Consider the following 22194-nt stretch of genomic DNA (forward strand, 5'->3'; position numbering starts at 1 on the left):
CACTCCCAGGACAACACGCGGGGGCCGAAACCGCCGGCGTCGGAACGCGCGCGCTCCGACGCCGCCATCCCGACCAGCGTGACTGCCGCCACCCCGACCACCGGGCAGGCGGGCGATCCGGCCGTCTTCGCGGTGCGCGACCTGTGGAAGGTCTTCGGCCCGAAGGCCGACCGGATTCCCGGCAGCCCCGAAGCCGACCTGCCCGCCGCCGAGTTGCGCGAGCGCACCGGCTGCACGGCGGCCGTGCGCGGCGTGAGCTTCGACGTCCGCAAGGGCGAGGTGTTCGTCGTGATGGGCCTGTCCGGATCGGGCAAGTCCACGCTGGTGCGCTGCCTGACCCGGCTGATCGAGCCGACCAGCGGCAGCGTCGACATCGACGGCGAGTCCGTGCTCGCCATGGACCGCTCCCGGCTGCGCGAACTGCGCCGGCACCGGGCCGCCATGGTCTTCCAGCACTTCGGCCTGTTGCCGCACCGCTCGGTGCTCGACAACGTCGCGTACGGCCTTGAGGTGCAGGGCCTGGGCAAGGCGCGGCGGCGCGCGAAGGCCGCCGAGATGGTGGCCAAGGTCGGCCTGACCGGCCTGGAGCACCGCCGGCCCGGCCAGCTCTCCGGTGGCCAGCAGCAGCGCGTGGGCCTGGCCCGCGCGCTGGCGGTCGACCCCGAGGTGCTGCTGTTCGACGAGCCGTTCAGCGCGCTCGACCCGCTGATCCGGCGCGACATGCAGGAGGAGGTCATCCGCCTGCACCGCGACGAGGGCCGCACCATGGTCTTTATCACCCACGACCTGAGCGAGGCGCTGCGCCTGGGCACCCGCATCGCGCTGATGCGCGACGGTCGGATCGTGCAACTCGGCACGCCCGAGGAGATCGTGGGCTCTCCGGCGGACGCGTACGTACGGGACTTCGTCCGCGACGTGCCCCGCGAGCAGGTGCTCACCGTCCGCCGCGCGATGCGTCCGGTCCGCCCCGGCGAGGCCGACCAGGGTCCCGCGTTGGCGCCGGGCGCCACCGTCGCGGAGGCCATCGAGGCCGTGGCCCGCTCCGGCGGCCCGGCCCGCGTGATGGACGCCGGCCGCTGCCTCGGCGTGGTCGACCACGCCGGTCTGCTCGGCGTCGTCGCCGGCCTGGACGAGCCGGCCACCGCCACCGCTCCCGGCGTCTCGGCCGCCGCCACCGCCCCCGGCGTTCCGGCCGCCATCATCGGCCCCGCAGCGCCGGCCGCCACCCTTGCCCCCGATGAACCGGCCGCCACGGAACCGGCTGCCACCGCACCGGCCACCACCCACGCGGACGACCCGGCCGCTCCCGCGCCGGTCGCCCCGCCCGCCACGGCCACGGTCACGGACGCCCCAACGCCCGACCCGGCCACCGGCCAGTCCCCCGAGCAGGCTCCCGACCAGAACCCCGAGCCAGCCGCGGGCCAGGCCCCCGACCAGACCTCCGAGCCGGCCCCCGAACCCCCGGGCGACGGCACCGAATCCGGCGCGGCGGCCGGCACGGGGGGCCGCGGATGAGCGCCGCCACCCCGCCCGCCACCGGCCAGGGGTCCACGCCCGGCGCCGACCCCGCCACCACCCCGGCCGCCGACGCGCCGAGCACAGGCAGCACAGACAACACAGGCAGCACGGACAACACGGGCACCCCAGGCACCCCAGGCACCAGCACGGGAGCCCGCAAGCCCAAGCGCAAGGCCAAGCCCGACTCCGGGACCGCCCCCGCCGGGGGCGACGGCGGCGACCAGGGCCGCGTCCGCGCGCTGCTGCGCCACCGTGGCCTGCACAAGCTCGCGGTGCTCGCCGTGCTGGCCGCCGTCCTGGTGCCGATCGCGCACGCCAAGTGGTCCAGCGGGAGCTGGCCCGAGGCGCTGACCGTCGACCTGACGGACCCACTGACCGACACCAACGACTGGATCATCGACAACCGCGACAGCCACCCGCTGTTCCTCTACTTCTTCGGGCACATCAGCAACGGCATCGTGGCCTCGGTGCGCGGCGTCTACCTGGTGCTGCTCGCCCTCGGCTGGACCGGCGTCACCGCCGCCGCGACGCTGGTCGCCTGGCGCACCGCGGGCGCGCGGACCGCGCTGACCAGCGCCGTCTCGTTCGCGGTGTGCGGGCTGCTCGGCATGTGGGTGCCGACCATGCAGACGCTCGCGCTGATGGTCGTCGCGGTCGCGCTGTCCGTCGTGGTCGGCGGGTTGCTGGGGCTGGCCGGCGGGCTGTTCGAGCGGGCCTTCAGGGTGCTGCGCCCGGTGCTCGACACCATGCAGGTGCTGCCGGCGTTCGCGTACCTGCTGCCCGTCGTCCTGGTCTTCGGGATCGGCGTGCCGGGTGCGGTGCTGGCCACCGTCATCTACGCGGCCCCGCCCATGGCCCGGCTCACCGCGCTCGGGCTGCGCGGCGCCGACCCCGGCGTGCTTGAGGCCGTCGACTCGCTGGGCGCCGGCCGCTGGCAGCGCCTGGTGACCGCCCGGCTGCCGTTGGCCCGCAAGGAACTCCTGCTCGGCCTCAACCAGACGATCATGATGGCGCTGTCGATGGCCGTGATCGCCTCCATGATCGGTGGCGGCGGCCTCGGTGACCGGGTCTACCAGGCGTTGTCGTCGGTCGACGTCGGGGCCGCGCTGGCCGCCGGCATCCCGATCGTGCTGCTGGCCGTCGTCCTGGACCGGACGACCGCCGCCGCGGGCGAGCACTCCCACGCCCCGGCCGCCCCGCGCTGGCTGCGCGGCCTGGACGGCTGGGCCGTCGCCGCGGCCCTGGTCGCGGGCCAACTCGCCGACTCGCTGACGTGGCCCAGGAGTTGGACGGTGGAGATCGCCGCGCCCGTCAACGACGCCGTCGACTGGATGACCGACCACCTCTACTCGGGCGTCCCGGTCATCGGCGGCACCGCCGACTGGGCCGGCCACTTCACCTCCTGGGTGCTCGACCCGCTGCGCGACGGCCTACAGGGCCTGCCGTGGTGGTCGGCGCTGCTGATCGTCGCCGCCCTCGCCTGGTTGATCGGCACCTGGGGCACGGCCCTGACCGCCACCCTGGCCATGGCAGCCGTCGGGGTGCTCGGCGTGTGGGACGAGTCGATGAACACCCTCTCCCAGGTGCTGGCCGCCGTCGCCGTCACGCTCGTGATCGGCTTCGCGATCGGCATCGCGGCGGCTCGCAGCGAGCGCCTGGAGCGGCTGTTGCGTCCGGTGCTCGACGTGTTCCAGACGATGCCGCAGTTCGTGTACCTGATCCCGGTGGTCGCGCTGTTCGGCGTCGGGCGCGCCCCGGCCGCTGCCGCCGCCATCGTCTACGCGCTGCCCGCGGTGGTGCGCATCACCACCCAGGGGCTGCGCCAGGTGGACCCGGCGGCCCTGGAGGCCGCCCGTTCCCTCGGCGCGAGCCGTGGCCAGCAACTGCGCCAGGTGCAACTCCCGCTCGCCAGGCCCGCGCTGCTGCTCGCGGTCAACCAGGGCGTCGTCCTGGTGCTGGCCGTGGTCATCATCGGCTCGCTGGTGGGTGGCGGCGGCCTCGGCTACGAGGTGCTGTTCGGCCTGGCCCAGGGCGACCTGGCGACCGGCCTCGTCGCGGGCGCGGCCATCGTCTGCCTGGGCCTGATGCTCGACCGCGTGACGCAGCCGACGGCGCGCCGCGCCCGGAAGGGAGCCTGACATGGCCATCCGTACGCCCAACTCCCGCACCCCGCGCGCCCGCCCGGCCGCCTCCCGGCACTCCGCCGCGCCCGCGCGCGGGGGGCGCCGGCTCGGTGGCCGGGCGCGCACGGTCGGCGCGCTCGCCGCGGTGGCGTCGCTGCTGGCCTTCACCGGTTGCGGCAAGGCCGACATGACCAAGCAGTCGTCCCCGTACGCGAACGTGTCCGGCGCGAAGACCGTCACCCTCTCCGTCCAGTCCTGGGTGGGCGCGCAGGGCAACGTGGCGGTCGCGAAATACCTGCTGGAGCACGAGCTGGGCTACCGCGTGGACACCGTGCAGGTGGACGAGGTGCCGGCCTGGGACGCGCTCAGCCAGGGCCGGGTGGACGCGATCCTGGAGGACTGGGGCCACCCGGAGCAGGAGCAGCGGTACGTCGAGGAGAAGAAGACCATCGCGCGCGGCGGCGACCTCGGCGTCCAGGGCCACATCGGCTGGTGGGTGCCGAAGTACTTCGCCGACGCGCACCCGGACGTCACCGACTGGAAGAACCTCAACAAGTACGCGCACCGGTTGCGCACGGCCGAGAGCGGCAGGAAGGGCCAACTCCTCGACGGCTCGCCGTCCTACGTCACCCACGACAAGGCGCTGGTGAAGAACCTGGGCCTGGACTACCAGGTGGTCTTCGCGGGCTCCGAGGCGGCGCAGATCACCCAGATCAAGCAGTTCGCCAAGCAGAAGAAGCCGTTCCTGACCTACTGGTACGAGCCGCAGTGGCTGTTCAACGAGGTGCCGATGGTCGAGGTGAAGCTGCCCGAGTACACCGAGGAGTGCGCCACCAGGGGCACCGAGGACCCGGCCTCCGTCGACTGCGCCTACCCGACGACGTCGTTGCAGAAGTACCTGAACGCGGACTTCGCGGACAAGGGCGGCGACGCGGCCCGGTTCCTCAGGAAGTTCCACTGGTCGAAGGAGCACCAGAACGACGTCTCGGAGATGATCGCCTCCCAGGGCCTGTCGGCCGACGAGGCCGCCGAGCGCTGGGTCAGGGCCAACCCGGAGGTGTGGAAGCGCTGGCTTCCGTGACGGCTGGCCCGGGCGCCGGCCCCCGGCGCCGGTAGCGGGGCCGCGCGCACCCGGGAAGGGCCGCCGAACGGAAAGGGCCGCCGAAATGCCAGGCATTTCGGCGGCCCGCCGCGGTGCCCCCGTGCGCCGCGGTTTCCCCCGTACGGCCGGCCGCTCACCGAGCGGCGCGGCACCCCCGTTACGCCGGGCCGCTCGATCAGCGGCCGGGCTTTCCCCCCGTGCGCCGCGCCCCGGACAGGCGGCGCGGTTCCCCCCGTGTCGCCGTGCCACCCCCGTGGTGGCGCGGCCCCCGTGTGCCCCGTCGCCCCCGTGCGACGTGGCTCCCCCGTCGCGCCGCGGCCCGTGGGCCGCGACGTGCCGTACCACCGGGCCCGCAGGCCCCGGCGTCGTGCCACCGGGCTCCCGCGCGGCCTGGCCCCGATGGGCCCGCCCGCGGGTGGCGAGGCGCCCGCCACGCCCCGCTGCCCGGCGATCCGGCCGGTGAGGTGGCCCCCGTCGTACGCACGTCCCCCGTCGTACGCGTCCCACCCCACCGGCCCGCTCTGTGGGCCTCCGCCACGGACGGACCGTGGCGGAGGCCAGGGGCGCCAGAACCCCCGTGTCCGGCGCTCCCGATCAGGGGCTATGCGCCGGGCTGGGCCGAGCGCAGTCGCTCGGCGTGGCCGCGCAGCGCTTCCATCGCCTCGTGGAACAGCCCGGGCCCGAAGGTGATCCGGGCCGCTCCCAGCTCGCCGATCTCGGCCAGGGTCGGGCCGCCGGGCATGGCGGCCATGTTCAGCGGCGCGCCGACGCCCTGGGCCAGCTCCGTGACCAACTCGACCGGAGCCAGCAGCGGGTAGATCACGTCCGCGCCCGCCGCGACGTACAGCCTGGCCCGCTCGATGGCCGCCGCCGCGCTGGTGTCGCCGCGCAGGAAGGTGTCCACCCGGGCGTTGATCACCAGCCGGTCGCCGGCCTCCTGGCGCACCTGCGCCAGCCAGTCGGCGTGCTGCCGGGCGTCCTTGAGCTGGCCCGTCGCCAGGTCGGTGTCCTCCAGGTTGCAGCCCACCACGCCCGCTTCGAGCAGCCGCTCCACCAACTCGGCCGGGGCCAGGCCGTAGCCGTCCTCGACGTCGGCCGACACCGGGATGTCCACCACCCGGGTGATGCGGGTGATCGCCGCGAACATCTCGTCGACCGGCGTGCCGCCGCCGTCCTCGTAGCCGAGCGAGGCCGCGATGCCCGCGCTCGGCGTCGCCAGCGCCGGGAAGCCGACGTCGGCGAAGATCCGCGCGCTGGCCGCGTCCCAGGGACCGGGAAGGATCAGCGGGTCGGCCGGCGCCCGACCGTGGTGCAGGGCCAGGAACGCCTTGGCTGTGTTGTCGGCGTTGGCGGCGTTAGCGGCGTTGTCGGCGTGAGCGGCGTCGCCGTTCTCAGCGGTGTCCGCTGTGTTGTCAGGGTGAGTGGGGGGCATCACAGCTCCTCGGAGGGCGGTTTACCGGGGGACATCCGCGTGGTCACGCTGATCCGGTTCCACGCGTTGATCGTGATGATCAGGCTGACGAGTTGGGCGAGTTCGGCGGCCTCGAAGTGCTCGGCCGCCCGGTCGTAGACCGCGTCCGGTACGAACCCGTCGGTGAGGACGGTCACCGCCTCGGTCAGCGCGAGCGCTGCCTGTTCCTTGGCGGTGAAGTACGTCGGCGACTCCTCCCACGCGTTGAGCAGATATATCCGCTCCTCGCTCTCCCCTTCCGTCCGCGCGTCCCGGGTGTACATCGTGATGCAGAAGGCACAGTGGTTGATCTGCGACGCGCGAATCTTCACCAGCTCGATCAGGGCGGGGTCGAGACCCCGTCTGGCCGCCGCGTCAAGATTGATCATGGCCTTGTAGAACTCGGGCGCGAGGGTGGGCAGTGCCATCCTCGGCTCCCGTCTACGGGCCGTTTCGCTCGTCGCCATGGCCCTCACGCTACGGCGGCACTAGCCCAGGGGTATGGTCCATTTCCATGGCAGATTCTTGGGCCACTGAGACGCCGTCCGATGAGGCCGCCGACTTCGCCGTCGGCAGCGACCTCCACCTGGAGCTGAGCCGAACGGGAGGTGTCCGGGCGTCGCTGATGAGCGCGCTGCGGGACGCCGTACGATCCGGCCGGCTCGCCCCCGGCACCCGCCTGCCCTCCTCCCGCACCCTCGCCACCGACCTGGGCATCGCCCGCAACACGGTCGCCGACGCCTACGCCGAACTCGTCGCCGAGGGCTGGCTCACCGCCCGCCAGGGCTCCGGGACGCGCGTGGCCGAACGCGCCGTCGCCCCCGAGACCCGCATCGAACCCCCGACCCCGGTACGCCGCCCGCCCCCGCGTCCCGCGCCGGCCCCCGCCCCGGTCTACGACCTGATGCCAGGCTCGCCCGACGTGTCGTCCTTCCCGCGCGCCGCCTGGCTGACCGCCGCCCGCAAGGCCATCACCCACGCGCCCAACGACGCCTTCGGCTACGGCACGCACGTCGCCGGCCGCCCCGAACTGCGCCGGGCGCTCGCCGAGTACCTCGCCCGCGCCCGGGGCGTACGCGCGGCGCCCGAGCGCATCCTCATCTGCTCGGGCCTGTCCGAGGGGCTGCGCCTGGTCGGCGAGGTGCTCGGCGACACCGCGCGGCTGCCCGGCGCGACACCCGGCGCCGATCTGGTGGCGGTCGAGTCCTTCGGCCTGGACATCCACCGCGACCTGCTCACCGGCTGCGGGCTGCGCACCGTGGCCGTCGGCTTCGACGAACACGGCCCGCGCACCGAGGAGTTGGCGAGCACGGGGGCCCGGGCGGCGCTGATGACGCCGGCCCACCAGTTCCCGTTCGGCGTCTCACTGCCGCCCGACCGGCGCGCGGCCACCGTCAAGTGGGCGGTGGAGACCGGCGGCGTGCTCCTGGAGGACGACTACGACGGCGAGTTCCGCTACGACGGGCAGCGGGTCGGCGCCGTGCAGGGCCTGGACCCCGAACACGTCGTCTACATGGGCACCGTCAGCAAGAGCCTGTCGCCCGCGCTGCGGCTCGGCTGGCTGGTGCTGCCCGAGCGGCTGTTCGCGGCCGTCGCCGAACTCAAGCGCCGCCCCGGCTCCCAGACCAGCGGCCTGGACCAGCTCACGCTGGCGGAGTTCATCACCTCGGGGGCGTACGACCGGCACGTACGCGGCATGCGCCAGCGCTACCAGCGCCGCCGCGACCAACTCGTCGCCGCCCTCGCCGAGCGCGCCCCGCACGTCAAGGTCAGCGGCATAGCGGCCGGCCTGCACGCGGTGCTCGAACTCCCGCCGGGCACCGAGCAGTCGGTGATCAACGGCGCCGCCTGGCAGGGCCTGGCCCTGGAGGGCCTGCGCCGCTTCCGGCTGGGCGCGGGCACCGGCGGCGACGGCGCCCCGCGCGACGACGTCATCGGCGACGCCCTGGTCGTCGGCTACGGCACCCCGCCCGACCACGCGTACGCCGGCGCGCTGGACGCCCTGTGCCGGGCGTTGCCGTGACGGGGACCCCGCGCGCGGGCCCGCGGCTCTCGCGGCGGGCCCGCCTCCTCGTGAGGTGAGCGAGAGGAGCTGGCTGTCTGGCTGTCGTCGTCCGCCCTGGGCGGACTAGCTGCCCTGGGCGTCCTCGCCGGCCGAGGCCAGCACGGCGCGGAGCTGCTCAAGGCCCCAGTCCAGGTCCTCCTTGCTGACCACCAGCGGCGGGGCGATCCGGATGGTGCTGCCGTGGGTGTCCTTGACCAGCACGCCGCGGGCCATCAGCCGCTCGGAGACCTCGCGGCCCGTGCCGAGCGCCGGGTCGATGTCCACGCCGGCCCACAGGCCGCGCCCGCGCACCTCGCGCACCGCGCCGCCGCCGGTCAGCGCCGCCAGCTCGCGGTGCAGGTGTTCGCCGAGTTCGGTGGCCCGCTGCTGGTACTCGCCGCCGCGCAGCATGTCGATCACCTCAAGGGCGACGGCGCAGGCCAGCGGGTTGCCGCCGAAGGTGGAGCCGTGCTCGCCCGGGCGGTAGACGCCCAGCACGTCGCGGTCGGCGACGACGGCGGAGACCGGCACCACGCCGCCGCCGAGCGCCTTGCCCAGCACGTACACGTCCGGAACCACGTCCTCGTGGTCACAGGCGAAGGTCCTGCCGGTGCGCCCGAGCCCCGACTGGATCTCGTCCGCGATGAACAGCACGTTCCGCTCCCGGGTCAGCTCCCGCACGCCCGGCAGGTAGCCGGCCGGCGGCACCAGCACGCCCGCCTCGCCCTGGATCGGCTCGATCAGCACGGCGACGGTGTGCTCGTCCACCGCCGCCTCCAGGGCGGCCAGGTCGCCGTACGGGACGATCTCGAAGCCGGGCGTGTACGGACCGAAGTCGGCCCGCGCGTCCGGATCGGTGGAGAAGCTGACGATGGTCGTGGTGCGGCCGTGGAAGTTGTCGGCCGCCACCACGATCTTGGCTTGGCCGTCCGGTACGCCCTTGACCTGGTAGCCCCACTTGCGGGCCGTCTTGACCGCGGTCTCGATGGCCTCGGCGCCGGTGTTCATCGGCAGCACCATCTCCTTGCCGCACAGCGCGGCAAGCTCCGTACAGAAGTCGGCGAACCTGTCGTGGTGGAACGCCCTCGACGTCAGTGTGACCCGCTCCAACTGGGCCTTGGCGGCGTCGATGAGGCGGCGGTTGCCGTGTCCGAAGTTGAGCGCGGAGTATCCGGCGAGCATGTCGAGGTAGCGGCGCCCCTCGACATCGGTCACCCAGGCGCCGTCCGCGGCGGCGACGACGACGGGCAGCGGGTGGTAGTTGTGCGCGCTGTGCGCCTCTGCTGCGGCGATGCTGCGTTCACTAGCGGTCACGTGCGCTCCATCCTTACGGAGTCGGGGCGGGTGCAGCCTTCTTTCTATCGTTGCCCGGGGGGAATGCGAAGAAAAATTGCGTAGCCAACCGTGTGGGCCCCGCGGTTCCGCGCCGCGCCGACGCCGTGTCGGCGGGTCGCCGGCCCGTCGCCGTGCGTGGTCGTCCCGTGCCGCGCGCGTCCCGTGCGCGCTGGCGCGCGCCGGCGCCTGCCTCGCGCGCGGCGGCAGGGTGCTGCCAACCGCCCCCCAGTCTTCGACCGGGGGCCGTGGTCGGGCCGCGTACCTGAGAGAATGGATGCCATGGCCCACGACCGTCCCCGCGCGCTCTCCGGTATCCAGCCCACTGCGGGCTCCTTCCACCTCGGGAACTACCTCGGCGCGATCCGTCAGTACGTCGCGTTGCAGGAAACCCACGACGCCTTCTACATGGTGGTCGACCTCCACGCGATCACGGTCCCGCAGGACCCGCGGGAACTGCGCGCCAACACCCGGGTCGCCGCCGCGCAACTGCTGGCGGCCGGACTCGACCCGGACCGGTGCACGCTCTTCGTCCAGAGCCACGTGCCCGAGCACGCGCAGCTCGGCTGGGTGATGAACTGCCTCACCGGCTTCGGCGAGGCGTCCCGCATGACGCAGTTCAAGGACAAGTCGGCCAAGCAGGGTGCCGACCGGACGACCGTGGGCCTCTTCACGTACCCGGTCCTGCAGGTCGCCGACATCCTCCTCTACCAGGCCGACCAGGTCCCGGTCGGCGAGGACCAGCGCCAGCACATCGAGCTGACCCGGGACCTCGCGGAGCGGTTCAACAGCCGCTACGGCCACGCCTTCACGGTGCCCTCGGCGCACATCGTCAAGGAGACCGGCAAGATCTACGACCTGCAGGACCCGTCGATCAAGATGAGCAAGTCGGCGTCCACGCCGAAGGGCATCATCAGCCTGCTGGACGAGCCCAAGGTCTCCGCGAAGAAGATCAAGAGCGCGGTGACGGACCTCGACACCGTGATCCGCTTCGACGAGGAGAACAAGCCCGGCGTGAGCAACCTGCTCACCATCTACGCGACCCTCACCGGCTCCAGCATCGCTGACCTGGAACGCAAGTACGAGGGCAAGGGCTACGGCGCGCTGAAGACCGACCTGGCGGAGGTCATGGTCGACTGGGTCACACCGTTCCGCAGCCGCACCCAGGAATACCTGGACGACCCCGAGACGCTGGACAACATCCTGGCCAAGGGGGCCGAGAAGGCGCGGACCGTCGCGGCCGAGACCCTGGCCCTGGCGTACGACAGGGTGGGCCTGCTGCCCGCCAAGCACTGAGCGGCCACGCCCCGCCCGCCGGGCCGGCGGTGGCCCGGCGGCCCGGTGGCCGGGTCCGGTTCGGCAGCGGACGGGGCATTGGTCCAGGCCGGTGGGGCCCGAGGAACCTAGCCGGGACGGCCGGGAAGCCGGCACACTGACACGGGCGCTCCACCGCCTGACAGGGACACGAGGTGTGCGGCGTGACGGACAGCTTGACCAGACAGTGGTGCGGAAGGGAGAACGCAGTGGGGACCGTAACGATCGGCGTTTCGATCGCGGTCCCGGAGCCGTACGGCAGCTTCCTCCAGGAGCGGCGCGCGGGCTTCGGGGACCCGGCCGCGCACGGCATCCCCACGCACGTCACGCTGTTGCCGCCCACCGAGGTGGACGCCGCGGCGCTGCCCGGCATCGAGCGCCACCTCGCGGAGGTCGCGGCCGGCTGGGGCCCCTTCCCGATGCGGCTGTCCGGGACGGACACCTTCCGCCCGCTCTCGCCGGTCGTCTTCGTGAAGATCGTGGAGGGCGCCGAGGACTGCACGGCGCTCCAGGAGCGCGTCCGGGCGGCGTCCGGGCCGTGCGCCCGCGAGCTGCAGTTCCCGTACCACCCCCACGTCACCATCGCGCACGGCATCTCCGAGGAGGCGATGGACCGCGCGTACGCCGAGCTCAAGGACTACGAGGCGGCGTGGACCATCGAGGGCTTCGCGCTCTACGAACAAGGCCAGGACGGCGTCTGGCGGTTGGAGCGCGAATACCCTTTCGGCCCGGCGGGAGGGCGGGGTCCGGCCCCGACCTTCCCGCGCCAGACGCAGCACGCGGACCATGACCGGGACGGGCGGGACCGCACCCGGGGCCGGGACTCCGCTCGCGACCGGGGCCGGGGCCACGGTCCGACACGGAACGAACCGCTGAATGTGACCGAGTAAGAAAAGATTCCGCGACGCACTTTTAACCGGGTCTCAATGTCGGTAGGCTGTCCTCATGGACGGCCAACCGAGTCTTCGCGAGCGCAAGAAGCAGCGCACCTATCAGGCGATCTCCGACGCCGCGATCGCGCTCTTCCTCGAGCAGGGCTTCGACCAGGTCTCGGTGGCGGAGATCGCCGCCGCGGCCATGGTGTCCAAGCCCACGCTGTTCCGCTATTTCCCGACCAAGGAAGACCTCGCGCTCTACCGCTTCGCGGACCACGAGGGCGAGGCCAGCCGCGTGGTCCGCGACCGAGCCCCCGAGCAGAGCCCCCTCCAGGCGCTGCACGCGCACTTCCGCGCCGGCCTCGACCGCCGCGACCCGGTCACGGGCCTGTGCGACGACAGCGAGGTCCTCGCCTTCCACCGCCTGCTGTACGGCACCCCGAGCCTGGTGGCGCGGTTGTACGCGTACACGACGCGGTCCGAGGAGGCCCTGGCCCACACGCTGTACGAGGCGGCGCACGGCCCCGAGGCGACGCCCCACCCGGCCGACACTCCATCGGCCGAGGCTCCGCCGGCCGAGGCTTCGCCGGTCGATGTTCCGTCGGCTGACGCGCGCGTGGCCGGCGCCGGGGCGGCCCCGGGCCCGCTCGGTGGTCCCGGCCTGCCGGGCGCCGGCGCCGGCCTGCCGGGCCCTGGGGAGCCCACCAGGCTGGAGGCGCTGACGGCCCGCCTCACCGCCAGCCAGGTCATCGGGGCGCAGCGCATCCTGGCGCTCGACAACTGGCGCCGGATAGCCGACGGGGAGAGCGCCGACGAGGTCTATCCGTCGGCCGTCACCGCCGCCGACCACGCCTTCTCCGTGCTCGGCTCCCACCTCTGAGTGAGGTGGCCAGCGGCCCTGACGGGCGCCCGCCCACACCCTGGACTGACCGCTGACCGCTGACCGCTGACCGCGCGTCGGGGGGCGGGGGCCGGGGGCGCGCTGGCGCGGGGCTGGGGCGCGAGGCGTGGGCTTGGCGTGCTCCTGCCTGCTACCTCGGGCTCCGGCCTCGTTCAGAGGAGCTGGCCTCCCACCGATCACCCGCCTTCCGCCACCCAGCCCGTGGGGGCAAGCGCCCCGCCGCACACCACCACCCGATCGTCCACCCCGCTCGGCGCGCGCCGAGCGGTGATGCGCGCTGCTCGCGAGCGCGCCCGCCGAGCCGGCCCGCCCGCCACTCGCACGCGAAAGGTGTACCGAAATGACCTCACGACCCCACGGTGTGGCCGCCGACGCGCCGCATCAGCCTTCGGCCTCGGCTTCCCCGAACCAGCCGCCCTCGGCCGAACCTTCCCCGACCGAGCAGGGCCCGCCACCGCCGGGCCCGCCCCGGGCTACCCCGCGCCCACCGGCTCCCCGTCGCAACGACCCGGGCGGCGGCCCGGGTGACGGTCCGGGCGACGACTCGGGCGGCGGTTCCGGTGATGGCCCGAGCGGCGGTTCCGGCGGGGGACCGGGCGAGGTGGCCGGCGGTGACTCGGACGGAGGGCTGGCCGCCGAGCGGGCGCACGTCGGCGCGTGCCGGGCCACGCTGGCCCGCATGGTCGAGTCGGCCCGGCGGCAGGTGTCGCTCGGGGAGGACGTCTCCGGCGACGGCGCGAGCGCCGAGGTGCTCGGCCGCTACCTGCGCGGCTACGCCCGGCAGTTGGCGGAGGAGCCGGAGGCCCCGCTGTTCTTCGGGCGCCTCGACTTCGACACCGCCCCCACCACCGGAGACCACCGCGGCCAGCGCTACTACATCGGCCGCCGGCACATCGCGGCCGACGCCACCGCGACGCCCATGGTGATCGACTGGCGCGCACCCGTCTCCCGCGTCTTCTACCAGGCGTCCCCGCGCGATCCGCAGGGCGTCGCGGTACGCCGCAGGTTCGGCTGGGCCGCCGCCAGCCGGGGCGAGCCGGGCGACCTCACCAGCCTGGAGGACGAGCGACTCGGCGCGGCGACCACGGCGGCGGGCCGGGACGCGGAGGCCGCGGCGGCCGGGGGCGGCAGCCGGATCGTGGCCGCGGAGATCGAACGCCCCCGGGTGGGCCCGATGCGGGACATCGTCGCCACCATCCAACCCGAACAAGACGACCTGGTACGGGGCGCGTTGGCCGAATCGGTGTGCGTGCAGGGCGCTCCCGGCACGGGCAAGACGGCCGTCGGCCTGCACCGCGCCGCCTACCTGCTCTACACCTACCCCCAACGCATCCAGCGCGGCGGCCTGTTGGTCGTCGGGCCCAACCGCACCTTCCTGCGCTACATCGCCGAGGTGCTGCCCGCGCTCGGTGAGATCGACGTCCGCCAGTGCACCGCGGACGACCTCATCGACCGCTTCCCGGTGCGCGGCGAGGACACCCCGGACGCCGCCGCCGTCAAGCACGACCCCCGCATGGCCGAGGTCCTCGCGCGCGCCCTGTACCAGCGCGTGCGCCCACCGAGCGAGTCCCTGGCCATCCCCGACGGCACCTACCGCTGGCGGGTGGACGCCGACGAACTCGCCGAGATCGTCGCCCAGGTCCGGGAGCAGGCCCCGCCCTACGCCACGGGCCGCGACTGGGTGCTCTCGCGCACCATGGAACTCGTCCGCCGCCAGGTCGAGCGGCGCGCGGGCCCGCCGCCCCAGGAGTGGGTGCGTCGCATGAGCCGCTCCCGCGCTGTCAAGGCGTTCCTGGACGCCGCCTGGCCCGTGGTGCGACCCGAGGAGGTCGTCGCCGAACTGCTGAGTGCCCCCGACGCGATCCGGGCGGCCTCGGACGGACTGCTCTCGCCCGCCGAACAGGCCGCCCTGTGCTGGGCCAAGCCGCCCCGCTCGGCCAAGAGTGCCCGTTGGTCGGCGGCGGACCTGGTGCTCATCGACGAGGTGGCGGGCCTGATCGAGCGCCCGGGCAGCTTCGGCCACGTGGTGGTGGACGAGGCGCAGGACCTGTCACCCATGCAGTGCAGGGTGCTGGCCCGGCGCAGCGACTTCGGCTCCCTGACCGTGCTGGGCGACCTGGCCCAGGGCACCACGCCCTGGGCCGCGCGGAGCTGGCCGGAGCACCTCGCGCACCTGGGCAAGCCGAACGCGACGGTCGCCCCGCTCACGACCGGTTTCCGGGTGCCGGCCGCCATCGTGGCCGTGGCGAACGCCCTGCTGCCGCACCTGGAGACCCGGGTGCCGCCCGCCCGCTCGCTGCGAAGCGACGGAGAGCTGCACGTCCACTCCGCGACCGACGCCATGGCCGGCACGGTGGCGGCGGTGCGCGCGGCGCGGCGCGCGGCCGGTTCCATCGGGGTGATAGCCGCCGACGCCGCCGTGCCCGAGGTGCGCCGGGCCCTGGCGGAGGCGGGCATCGCCACGGCCGAGCCAGACGAGGCCGACCCGGCGCGGCGGGTGACGGTGCTGCCCGCGTCCCTGGCCAAGGGCCTGGAGTACGACCAGGTGGTCGCCGTGGAGCCGGCGGCGATCGTGGCGGCCGAATCGCGCGGGCTGCACCGGCTGTACGTGGTGCTCACCCGGGCGGTGTCGGGGCTGCGCATCGTGCACTCCCGCCCACTGCCGCCGGCCCTGGGCACGCTGCGGGCCCAGCCCGGAGCCGAACCGTCGACCGGAGGGGGATAGCGCCCGCGGCGACGGGGAAAGCGCAGCCCGAACAGGGGACGCGCGGACGGCCCCCGAGGAGGACCGACGACCACCGGGCAGGCCGGACCAGACGGGGCGGGAGGAACGGGCGGACCAGACGAGCCAGACGAGCCAGGCATAACGGGCGGACCGGCAGAGGAGTGAATATGCGGGTAAGGGTAGAAAAAGGCTCATGGACTGGTTGACCCGACTGCCGTGGATCGGCCCGATCATGGCGCGGCTGATGCGTACGCACGCGTGGCGCACGTACGAGACCCTGGAGCGGGTTCACTGGACGCGGCTGGCCGCCGCCATCACCTTCATCAGCTTCCTCGCGCTGTTTCCGCTGATCACGGTGGGGGCGGCCATCGGTGCCGCGGTGCTCAGCGATGCCAGCATGCGCGAACTGGAGGAGAGGCTGGCCGCTCAGGTGCCGGGCATCTCGGGCCAGCTCGACCTCAGCGCGCTGGTGGAGAACGCGGCCACGGTCGGGGTCCTGGCGGGTGCGGCGCTGCTGTTCACCGGCATCGGCTGGGTCGGCTCGCTGCGCGAGTGCCTGCGGGCTGTGTGGGAGCTGGACGACGAACACGACAACGTGGTGGCGCGCAAGCTCAAGGACGGCGGCATCCTGTTGGGCCTCGGTGGGGTGGCCCTCGGCTCGTTCGCCGTCTCCACCTTCGCGGTCACCGCGGTGGGTTGGGCGGCCTCGAAGCTGGACATCCCCGAGGACGGGGTGGGGAGCTGGCTGCTGCGGCTGGCCGCGTTCGCCGCCGCGGTCGGCGCCGACTTCCTGTTGCTGTGCTACGTCCTGACCTGGCTGCCGGGCGTCACCCCGCCCCGCCGCGCCGTCGTCGTCGCCGCGCTCATCGGCGCGATCGGCTTCGAACTGCTGAAGTCGCTGCTGAGCGGCTACATACAGGGCGTGGCGGCGAAGAGCATGTACGGGGCGTTCGGCACGCCCATTGCACTGCTGCTGTGGATCAACTTCACGGCCAAGCTCTCGCTGTTCTGCGCGGGCTGGACGGCGACCCCGTCCAAGGCCCACGAGATACCCGCGCCCCCCGACGACCAGCCCGCACCGACAGAAACGGAGCCCGGGCCAGCCGAGGGGGACCCCGGACCGGAGGGACGGGTCCGGTTGACGAAGGACCCCCACGCCGGGCCGGCGCCGGCCCGGCCGACGCCCGCCGAGCCCACGAACGCCGAGCCCACGAACGCGGGGCCCACGAACGCGGGGCCCGCGCCCGCGGAAGCGGCGCACGCGCGAGCGACCCCGGCCGCCACGGATGCCGTACGGACGCGCGGGAACACGGCGGACGCCGGCGAGGCCGCGACCCCGGCGGACCCGGCCGGCGCCGCCGGCGCCCCGGCGGGGCGGCAGGAGCGCGAGCGGCAGGCCCGGGGAAGGCTGGGCCCCGGCAGCAGCTAGTGCCGTGACCGCGTAGGTTCGCCGGGTTGGTGGTCGTGGCGGTCGGATGTGCGGTGGCGTCCGAACCGACCGCTGGAGGCGCGGTGGCCGAGCCTGTCAGTGTGCGCAGACTGACCGACCAGGAGGGGCAAAAGCCGCAGCAGATCGTGCGCCGGGGCAGTACGAGTTCGGTGCGCTACCGGCGCGCGATGATGCTGCTGGCCTCAGCCGGCGGGAACCGGGTACCGGTGGTCGCCCAGTTGGTACAGGCCGACGAGGACACCGTCCGGGATGTGATCCACCGGTTCAACGAGATCGGTCTGGCCTGCCTGGACCCCCGGTGAGCGGGAGGGCGCCCCCGCCTGCTCGGCACAGAACTGTGGATGGCCAGTTGAGATTCGGTGGTCGGCCGACTCACCGTGCGCTGGGGCAGCCGGCATTGGTCGCCGATGCGGATCCGCTGTTCGGCGGGGTGTGACCGCACCGCGGCCAGGCTGAGGATGACGACGACGGAACCTCTCCGAAGACCATGCGGTGCCCCCGGGCTGTGTCCATGTACTCGCGCACCCGGTGGATCAGCTCGTCCCGGAGCTCGAAAACGAAGCAGTAGTCGTTGGCGTAGTGGTTGCCGTTGGCCAGAGTCGCCGTCATGGTCTCCTCCACGACCACCCGCTCGCTGTCGGCGTGGAACGCGTGGAAGGTGACTGTGACGTCACGCACGAACAAGCGGGGGAAATCCTCAGCGAGGAAGCGCACGATCGCCTTCCTGCCGACCATGTGGCTGGGGGCGTCCAGCGCGATGGCAGTGGCGTTGCCTGGCGGCGCGAGCCACTCGGCGTCCTCGGTGAAGACCGCGGAGATGCGGTCAGCGTCGTGGCTGGCGAACGCCTTCCAAGCGTTCTGGACGATGCTGCGGCTCTGCTGTGACATGCTCGCCGACGCTAGGCGACCGCAGGCGAAGAGGCTGGCGACGTTTCGACAACACCACCTGGGGTCGCGAGACTGACGCCTCCACACTGCGCAGCACGCACCGCTCGGCACGGGCGCGCGGTCGTCGCCTACCTCTGGAGCACCATCTGCGCTCCACCACTGACTACCGTCCGTGAAACGACAACTGGCCGTGGGGAATCCGCACTGGCCGTTGTCACCCACCCCGGCGCACCTACGCGGTCACGGCACTAGCCGTTTCGGTTCCGCCCGGGGGCCAGGCCCGATGGAGCCGGTAGCGACGTACCCCGGCTGGGGAAGCAACCCGGGCGGACAGCGGGCAGCCAGGCGCCGCGTATCAACCCGTACCAACCCGTACCAACCCGTACCAACCCGTATCGAGCAGCCGGCGGCCGACGGGCGACAGGCGATAAACGGGCAGGCAGGCAGCGTGCGGCGGTGGGTGGCGCGGGCCAGGGTGCGGGGGTCGCCGTGGAGGGGCGGCCCCCGCGGGGTGGGTGTCAGGGGCGGGAGCGGCGGCGGGCCATGTCGGGGAGGGGCCAGCGGCGGTGTACGGCGTAGGCGGCTGCCGCGAGGAGGGCCAGCGAGCCGCCGGCGATGCCCGCGGCCGTCCAGCCTCCGCCCCCCGCGCCGTCGCCGCCGGCCGGGACGGCGGCGTTGGCCTGCTGGTGGCTGTTCTTGCCGCCGCCCACCACCCCGTCCTTCTCGTCGGCCTCGGCGTCGGCCACTCCGTCGGGGCCCGGCGCGACCAACGTGCCCACCGGTTCGACGGCGTCGGCCGCCTTGAAGCCCCAGTCGAAAAGCTTGGCGGTCTCCCTGTAGACCTCGTTGTGCTCGTTCTTCGCGGGGTTCATGACGGTGACGAGCAGCACCCGGTCGCCGCGTTCGGCGACGCCGGTGAAGGTGGCGCCGGCCTGTGTGGTGGAGCCGTTCTTGACCCCGGCGATGCCTTCGTACGGGTCCAGGTCGGTGTCGCCGGTGAGCAGCCGGTTGGTGTTCTGGATCTCGAAGTGTTCGCGCTTGGCCTTCTTCGTCTTCTTGTCCTTCTTCACCTCACCGGGGAACTTGGCCCGCGCGGTGGAGGCGTACTCGCGGAAGTCCGCCTTGCGCAGCCCGGAGCGGGCGAAGAGGGTCAGGTCGTACGCGCTGCTGACCTGGCCCTTCTCGTCGTAGCCGTCCGGGCTGACGACGCGTGTGTCGCGCGCGTTCAGCTCGTCGGCGTGGGCCTGCATGTCGCGTACGGTCTGCGGCTTGCCGCCGTTCATGGCGGAGAGCACGTGCACGGCGTCGTTGCCCGAGCGGAGGAAGACGCCGAGCCACAGGTCGTGCACGGAGTAGGTGTACTTCTCCTTGACCCCGACCAGGCTGCTGCCCTCGCCCATGCCCGCCAGGTCGGACAGCTCGACCTTGTGGGTCTGGTCCTTGCGGAACTTCGGCAGCAGCGTGTCGGCGAAAAGCATCTTGAGCGTGCTGGCCGGGGGCAGTCGCCAGTGCGCGTTGTGCGCGGCCAGCACCTCACCCGACTCGGCGTCCGAAACCATCCACGACCGCGCGGTGAGCCCCTTCGGCAGCGGCGGCGCGCCCGCCTTGAGACGCACCTGGGTGCCCGGTTTGCCCAGTTGGGTGCCGCCCACGGTGGACATCGCGGCCGGCGGCTTCGGCTCCTTCGGCTTCTCCTTCCCCGGCCCGTCGTCGGCGAGCGCGGGGTGCGCGGTGGCGAGCAGGCACGAGGCCAGCAGCGCGGCGACCGCCGCGGAGCGCCCGCGCCCTCGGGAGCGCGGAAGCGGGGGAGGGGCCTCGGCGGTGCGCGGAGCGCGGGGGGTACGCGAAGTACGGAAAGTCGTCGGCACGGACGTGAACGTATCGGTAGCGGTACGGGGCGTCACCGGCGCCTCGGGAGAACGCGACCCTCCCGCCGGCTCCGTGGAGTGGTTCCGCATACTGGAAGCCATGAAGCTCAGCCGCCCCGTGTCCTGGTTCCTGCTCGCGTTCGGGGCGTGGAGCTGGTGCATTTGGTTCACCTTTGTGAAAAACCTCTGGAAAGACTCAAGCGGACTCGCCTTCGACGAGTCCGGCGACCCGACCACGTACTTCTGGGTCCATCTCGCGCTCGCGATCACCTCGTTTCTCTTGGGGACGGGGATCGGGGTGCTCGGGTTCCGTGGCGTGCGGGCCCTGCGGCGCGAAGGCGCCTCGACGTAACGGAAGGATGGGGGGATGGTCGCCGTCTTCGCGCTGGTCGCGCTGCTGATCGTCGCACTGCTGGGGGGCGTGCACTGGTACGTCTGGCGCCGCATGGTGCGCGATGTCACTGCGGCGGGCGGCTGGCCACGGCGCCTCGGCACCTGGGCGGTGATCGCCCTGCCGTTGCTCAGCGTCGGGGCTCTGGTCAGCGGGCGCGCGGGCGCCCCGTTCACCGTGCAGCGGGTGCTGGCCTGGCCGGGTTACCTGTGGCTGGCGACGCTGCTGTACCTGACCCTCGCCCTGGTCGTCGGCGAGGCGGTCCGGCCGCTCCTCCTGCGGGCCCTCGAACGGCGCGCGAGACGCACCCCGCCCCCGCCCCCCGCCGCCACGACCGCCTCGGCCACCACCACCTCCGCTGGTCCCCCCGCCGCGACCGGCTCCGCCACGGAGACCGTCACTGCCACCACTCGCGCGGGCACCACCACCGCAGGCCCCACCCCGACGCCCGCCGCAGCCGCCACCAGCGGTGCCACCGCCACCACCGCCGCCAAGCCCACCTCGTCCGGCACCGGCACCGGCACCGTTACCGACCGTCCGAACGCCACGGGCAGCCCGGACGCCACCTCACCCACCACCGACAGCCCGCCCACCACTGACGCCCCGCCCACCACCGACACCCCGAGCACCACCGCCACCATCCCGGACACGGCCACCGCGAGCGCCCCCACCGCCCCCGCCACGGCCACCGCGTCCGCCGCGACGGACGGCACCACCCCGGACCGCACCCCCACCCCGGACGGCGCCACCCCGGACGGCACCACCCCGGCCGCGGCCACCCCGGACGCGGCCCGGACCTCGCGGCGGCTGTTCGTCGCGCGGACCGTGGCCGCGGGGGCGGGGGCCGTCGCCGCCGCGACCGTGGGCTACGGCACGTACAGCGTCTTCCGTGGCCCGCGCGTCAAGCGGATCACCGTGCCGCTCGCCAAGCTGTCCCGGCAGGCGCACGGGTACCGGATCGCGGTGGTCAGCGACATCCACCTGGGCCCGATCCTGGGCCGGGCGCACACCCAGCGCGTGGTGGAGACGATCAACCGGGTCAACCCGGACCTGGTGGCCGTGGTCGGCGACCTGGTGGACGGCAGCGTGGCCGACCTGGGGCCCGCCGCCGAGCCGTTGCGGCACCTGCGGGCGCGGGACGGGTCGTTCTTCGTCACGGGCAACCACGAGTACTTCTCCGGCGCCGACGCGTGGGTGGACCACGTGCGCGAGCTGGGCCTGCGCCCGTTGGAGAACGAGCGCACCGAACTGCCCGGCTTCGACCTGGCCGGGGTCAATGACGTGGCGGGCGAGGACGAGGGCAAGGGCCCCGACTTCGGCCAGGCGCTCGGGGACCGGGACCGGGGCCGCGCGGCCGTGCTGCTCGCGCACCAGCCCGTGGTCATCCACGACGCCGTGCGGCACGGCGTGGACCTCCAGCTCTCCGGCCACACCCACGGCGGGCAGCTCTGGCCCGGCAACTACCTCGCGGAGCTGGCTAACCCCACGGTCGCGGGGCTTGAGCGGTACGGCGACACCCAGCTCTACGTCTCGCGCGGCGCGGGCGCGTGGGGCCCGCCGGTGCGCGTGGGCGCGCCGCCGGACATCACGGTCGTCCAACTCGCTTCGCTCCACGCCTAAAGCGGTCGTCCCGCATTTCGCCGCACACCCGATCGGACGGCTTACTTCCCTTCCTTTCTCCCGCTTCGGCGCATTGGTCTGGGCCTTTTACGTACCGCGCTCCCGCGCCCGTACCACAGGCCCGTATCCCACGCCCCGCACCGCGGCAGCCCGCGCCACAATCACCGCACACCGCGTCCACTTCGCAAACCGGCATCGCACCACAACCGCAAGGACTTTCGTTTATCGGGCCGCCGCCGACAGGGAAATGGCGGCGGTTCGGGAGATCTGTTGGCCGCCGCCGAGCGACTTGCCCTCTTTGTGGTGCGGATCGGCCCCTCTTTCTCCCCGGAACGGCGAAGCGCCTTCTTTGCCCGCCTCTTCCGGTATCTCCGTGAAACGCTGCGCCGAGAGGCGAGCGGAAAGACTCTTTCCGGGGGCGGGCCGCTTACCGGTGCGTGGCAGTCGCACCGTACGCATGCGTAAAGTGGTCAAATCCCCGACGGAAAAAGAAGGTTGCTAGCGCATGCGTCAGCCGTGTGATTGGGTGAAGCGCATTGTTGAGCGGGGAACGGGTTGCGGGTTTGTCGCATGCGCCTGCGATTTCTTCCCCG

The 22194-nt window shown here is 73.3% G+C and carries 14 protein-coding genes and 3 pseudogenes; 12 read left to right on the forward strand and 5 right to left on the reverse strand.

Annotated elements, in window-relative coordinates:
- Window positions 1-66: 66 nt before the first annotated feature.
- The 3 genes and pseudogenes from AC3CHW_RS21170 to AC3CHW_RS21180 form a co-directional block, all read left to right on the forward strand.
- A pseudogene (locus AC3CHW_RS21170) lies at window positions 67-1140 on the forward strand (quaternary amine ABC transporter ATP-binding protein); the annotation flags it as partial.
- A 371-nt stretch (window positions 1141-1511) separates the two neighbouring features.
- A complete protein-coding gene (locus tag AC3CHW_RS21175) occupies window positions 1512-3656 on the forward strand; it encodes an ABC transporter permease subunit (RefSeq protein ID WP_488467512.1) in 2145 nt (714 codons plus the stop codon).
- 1 nt (window position 3657) lies between these two features.
- A complete protein-coding gene (locus AC3CHW_RS21180; RefSeq protein ID WP_488467513.1) occupies window positions 3658-4722 on the forward strand; it encodes an ABC transporter substrate-binding protein in 1065 nt (354 codons plus the stop codon).
- A gap of 622 nt (window positions 4723-5344) precedes the next feature.
- On the opposite strand, the gene AC3CHW_RS21185 is transcribed toward AC3CHW_RS21180, so the two are convergent.
- Together AC3CHW_RS21185 and AC3CHW_RS21190 are read right to left on the reverse strand one after the other, a co-directional pair.
- Entirely contained in the window at window positions 5345-6175 is an 831-nt protein-coding gene (locus tag AC3CHW_RS21185) for an isocitrate lyase/PEP mutase family protein (protein ID WP_488467514.1), read from the reverse strand.
- Entirely contained in the window at window positions 6175-6660 is a 486-nt protein-coding gene (locus tag AC3CHW_RS21190) for a carboxymuconolactone decarboxylase family protein (protein WP_187059676.1), read from the reverse strand. Before AC3CHW_RS21190 ends, AC3CHW_RS21185 begins: the two co-directional genes overlap by 1 nt.
- Window positions 6661-6707: 47 nt before the next feature.
- Here AC3CHW_RS21190 and pdxR point away from each other — a divergent pair, with 47 nt between their 5' ends.
- The gene (gene pdxR, locus AC3CHW_RS21195) at window positions 6708-8216 is read left to right on the forward strand and encodes a MocR-like pyridoxine biosynthesis transcription factor PdxR (RefSeq protein WP_488467515.1); all 1509 of its coding nucleotides are present in this window, start codon (window positions 6708-6710) and stop codon (window positions 8214-8216) included.
- Between the two features lie 105 nt (window positions 8217-8321).
- Here pdxR and rocD read toward each other — a convergent pair whose 3' ends face one another.
- Window positions 8322-9551, reverse strand: a complete 1230-nt coding sequence (rocD, locus tag AC3CHW_RS21200) for an ornithine--oxo-acid transaminase (protein WP_187060475.1) — start codon at window positions 9549-9551, stop codon at window positions 8322-8324.
- 300 nt (window positions 9552-9851) lie between these two features.
- Here rocD and trpS point away from each other — a divergent pair, with 300 nt between their 5' ends.
- The 6 genes and pseudogenes from trpS to AC3CHW_RS21230 form a co-directional block, all read left to right on the forward strand.
- Window positions 9852-10865: a tryptophan--tRNA ligase gene (trpS, locus tag AC3CHW_RS21205; protein WP_488467516.1), complete on the forward strand. Its 1014-nt coding sequence runs from the start codon at window positions 9852-9854 to the stop codon at window positions 10863-10865.
- A gap of 227 nt (window positions 10866-11092) precedes the next feature.
- The gene (locus tag AC3CHW_RS21210; protein ID WP_488467517.1) at window positions 11093-11773 is read left to right on the forward strand and encodes a 2'-5' RNA ligase family protein; all 681 of its coding nucleotides are present in this window, start codon (window positions 11093-11095) and stop codon (window positions 11771-11773) included.
- Between the two features lie 55 nt (window positions 11774-11828).
- On the forward strand, window positions 11829-12638 hold the full coding sequence (locus AC3CHW_RS21215; RefSeq protein WP_488467518.1) for a TetR/AcrR family transcriptional regulator: 810 nt from the start codon (window positions 11829-11831) through the stop codon (window positions 12636-12638).
- 700 nt (window positions 12639-13338) lie between these two features.
- The gene (locus AC3CHW_RS21220; RefSeq protein WP_488471126.1) at window positions 13339-15384 is read left to right on the forward strand and encodes a HelD family protein; all 2046 of its coding nucleotides are present in this window, start codon (window positions 13339-13341) and stop codon (window positions 15382-15384) included.
- A gap of 193 nt (window positions 15385-15577) precedes the next feature.
- Window positions 15578-16507 (forward strand): annotated as a pseudogene (locus AC3CHW_RS21225) (YihY/virulence factor BrkB family protein); the annotation flags it as partial.
- A 389-nt stretch (window positions 16508-16896) separates the two neighbouring features.
- A pseudogene (locus tag AC3CHW_RS21230) lies at window positions 16897-17133 on the forward strand (helix-turn-helix domain-containing protein); the annotation flags it as partial.
- Between the two features lie 73 nt (window positions 17134-17206).
- On the opposite strand, the gene AC3CHW_RS21235 reads toward AC3CHW_RS21230, so the two are convergent.
- Window positions 17207-17722, reverse strand: a complete 516-nt coding sequence (locus AC3CHW_RS21235; RefSeq protein WP_488467519.1) for a nuclear transport factor 2 family protein — start codon at window positions 17720-17722, stop codon at window positions 17207-17209.
- A gap of 518 nt (window positions 17723-18240) precedes the next feature.
- Window positions 18241-19590, reverse strand: coding sequence for a D-alanyl-D-alanine carboxypeptidase family protein (locus AC3CHW_RS21240; RefSeq protein ID WP_488467520.1), 1350 nt, complete (start codon window positions 19588-19590; stop codon window positions 18241-18243).
- 100 nt (window positions 19591-19690) lie between these two features.
- Between AC3CHW_RS21240 and AC3CHW_RS21245 the strand changes: the two genes are divergently transcribed.
- Entirely contained in the window at window positions 19691-19942 is a 252-nt protein-coding gene (locus AC3CHW_RS21245; RefSeq protein ID WP_232109995.1) for an SCO4848 family membrane protein, read from the forward strand.
- Window positions 19943-19957: 15 nt separating this feature from the next.
- Entirely contained in the window at window positions 19958-21601 is a 1644-nt protein-coding gene (locus AC3CHW_RS21250; protein ID WP_488467521.1) for a metallophosphoesterase, read from the forward strand.
- Window positions 21602-22194: the final 593 nt, after the last annotated feature.

This window comes from Streptomyces sp. MGP-BFMKR1, assembly GCF_057766585.1.

What these genes read in the sequence shown, in the direction of transcription:
- AC3CHW_RS21175 (WP_488467512.1), top strand. Translation starts at nt 1,512, where the DNA reads ATGAGCGCCGCCACCCCGCCCGCCACCGGCCAGGGGTCCACGCCCGGC.
- AC3CHW_RS21235 (WP_488467519.1), bottom strand. Translation starts at nt 17,722, where the DNA reads ATGTCACAGCAGAGCCGCAGCATCGTCCAGAACGCTTGGAAGGCGTTC.
- AC3CHW_RS21215 (WP_488467518.1), top strand. Translation starts at nt 11,829, where the DNA reads ATGGACGGCCAACCGAGTCTTCGCGAGCGCAAGAAGCAGCGCACCTAT.
- AC3CHW_RS21250 (WP_488467521.1), top strand. Translation starts at nt 19,958, where the DNA reads ATGGTCGCCGTCTTCGCGCTGGTCGCGCTGCTGATCGTCGCACTGCTG.
- AC3CHW_RS21220 (WP_488471126.1), top strand. Translation starts at nt 13,339, where the DNA reads ATGGTCGAGTCGGCCCGGCGGCAGGTGTCGCTCGGGGAGGACGTCTCC.
- AC3CHW_RS21190 (WP_187059676.1), bottom strand. Translation starts at nt 6,660, where the DNA reads ATGGCGACGAGCGAAACGGCCCGTAGACGGGAGCCGAGGATGGCACTG.
- AC3CHW_RS21180 (WP_488467513.1), top strand. Translation starts at nt 3,658, where the DNA reads ATGGCCATCCGTACGCCCAACTCCCGCACCCCGCGCGCCCGCCCGGCC.
- AC3CHW_RS21185 (WP_488467514.1), bottom strand. Translation starts at nt 6,175, where the DNA reads ATGCCCCCCACTCACCCTGACAACACAGCGGACACCGCTGAGAACGGC.
- trpS (WP_488467516.1), top strand. Translation starts at nt 9,852, where the DNA reads ATGGCCCACGACCGTCCCCGCGCGCTCTCCGGTATCCAGCCCACTGCG.
- pdxR (WP_488467515.1), top strand. Translation starts at nt 6,708, where the DNA reads ATGGCAGATTCTTGGGCCACTGAGACGCCGTCCGATGAGGCCGCCGAC.
- AC3CHW_RS21245 (WP_232109995.1), top strand. Translation starts at nt 19,691, where the DNA reads ATGAAGCTCAGCCGCCCCGTGTCCTGGTTCCTGCTCGCGTTCGGGGCG.